Source organism: Mycobacterium sp. (genome assembly GCF_050701675.1).
In the GTDB taxonomy this organism is placed as follows: Bacteria; Actinomycetota; Actinomycetes; order Mycobacteriales; family Mycobacteriaceae; genus Mycobacterium.
Map to the genome: position 1 here is coordinate 1 of NZ_JBOGDD010000894.1, position 1,641 is coordinate 1,641.

Consider the following 1,641-nt stretch of genomic DNA (forward strand, 5'->3'; position numbering starts at 1 on the left):
AGACTTCATGGACAAGCACGGCGAGTTCTTCCCCGAGAACCCGAAGAACATCGACGAGCTGCTTGACTCGCTGGCCAAGCGGGCCGCCGCCGCGCAGCGCTTCCGCAACAGCCTCTCCGCCGAGCAGCGGGCGGAGCTGGATGCGTTGGCGCAGCAAGCATTTGGCTCGCCATCGCTGATGGACGCGCTCGGCAAGCTGGATCAGCACCTGCAGAACGCCAGGCCCGGTGAGGACTGGCAGGGGTCGGAGCGCTTCAAGGGTGACGACCCGATGGGCATGGGGGAGGGCGCGCAGGCGCTGGCCGACATCGGCGAGCTCGAACAGCTCGCCGAGCAGCTCTCGCAGAGCTATGCCGGCGCTCAGATGGACGACGTCGACCTCGACATGCTGGCCCGCCAGCTCGGGGAGCAGGCGGCCGTCGACGCCCGCACGCTGTCCGAACTCGAACGCGCACTGATGAACCAGGGGTTCCTGGACCGCGGCTCCGACGGGCAGTGGCGGCTGTCGCCCAAGGCCATGCGGCAGCTCGGTCAGACGGCGCTGCGCGATGTGGCGCAACGGCTTTCGGGTCACCACGGCGAGCGCGACACCCGGAGGGCCGGCGCGGCGGGGGAACTCACCGGCGCCACCCGACAGTGGCAGTTCGGCGACACCGAGCCGTGGAACGTGACGCGGACGCTGACCAACGCGGTGCTCCGCCAGGCCGGCGCGGGCCTGGCCGAGGTGCCAATGAGGATCACCGTCGACGACGTCGAGATCTCGGAGACCGAGACGCGCACCCAGTCGGTGGTGGCGCTGCTCGTCGACACGTCGTTCTCGATGGTGATGGAGAACCGCTGGTTGCCGATGAAGCGCACCGCGCTGGCGCTGAACCACCTCATCAGCACGCGATTCCGCTCCGACGAATTGCAGATCATCGCGTTCGGGCGGTACGCGCGCACCGTCAGCGCCGCCGAGCTGACGGGGCTCGAGGGCGTCTACGAGCAGGGCACCAACCTGCACCACGCGCTGGCGCTGGCGTCGCGGCACCTGCGGCGCCACCCCAATGCCCAGCCGGTGGTCCTCGTCGTCACCGACGGTGAGCCGACCGCGCACCTCGAGGATTTCGGTGACGGCGATGGCGCGTCGGTGTACTTCGACTATCCGCCGCACCCGCGGACCATCGCCCACACGGTGAAGGGGTTCGACGAGATCGCCCGCCTCGGCGCCCAGGTGACCATCTTCCGGCTTGGCAGTGACCCGGGGCTGGCGCGGTTCATCGACAAGGTGGCCCGGCGGGTGGAGGGCCGGGTCGTCGAGCCCGATCTCGACGGGCTCGGGGCGGCCGTCGTCAGTGACTATCTGCGGGCTCGCCGCCGGCGCTGAGCCATTCTTACCGATACCCAACGACTGACTGTGGGCTTTCTCCGCACTACCCGTGTGCTTTCTTGCGAGTGTCCGTAAGGATGCTGTGGCAAACCTCCTGCGCGTGCTGTCAGGAACCTGTGAATTGTTGCCTGAACAGGAGTAAGCCAGCGTCTTACCTTCTTCTAAGGTAATTTGTCAGCAACGGTCGCCACGTGGTCTTTGGGGGCGCCTCCGGAGAAGGGGATCACCATGGAATGGACAAGAACTCCGGTGGCGGCAGGTTCATTCATGTG

At 67.4% G+C, this 1,641-nt stretch carries 1 protein-coding gene; it reads left to right on the forward strand.

Annotated elements, in window-relative coordinates; translation table 11 throughout:
* Positions 1-1,366: vWA domain-containing protein (locus tag ACRDUX_RS27115; RefSeq protein ID WP_526418319.1), on the forward strand; the 1,366-nt coding region annotated here is incomplete at its 5' end.
* Positions 1,367-1,641 lie beyond the last annotated feature (275 nt).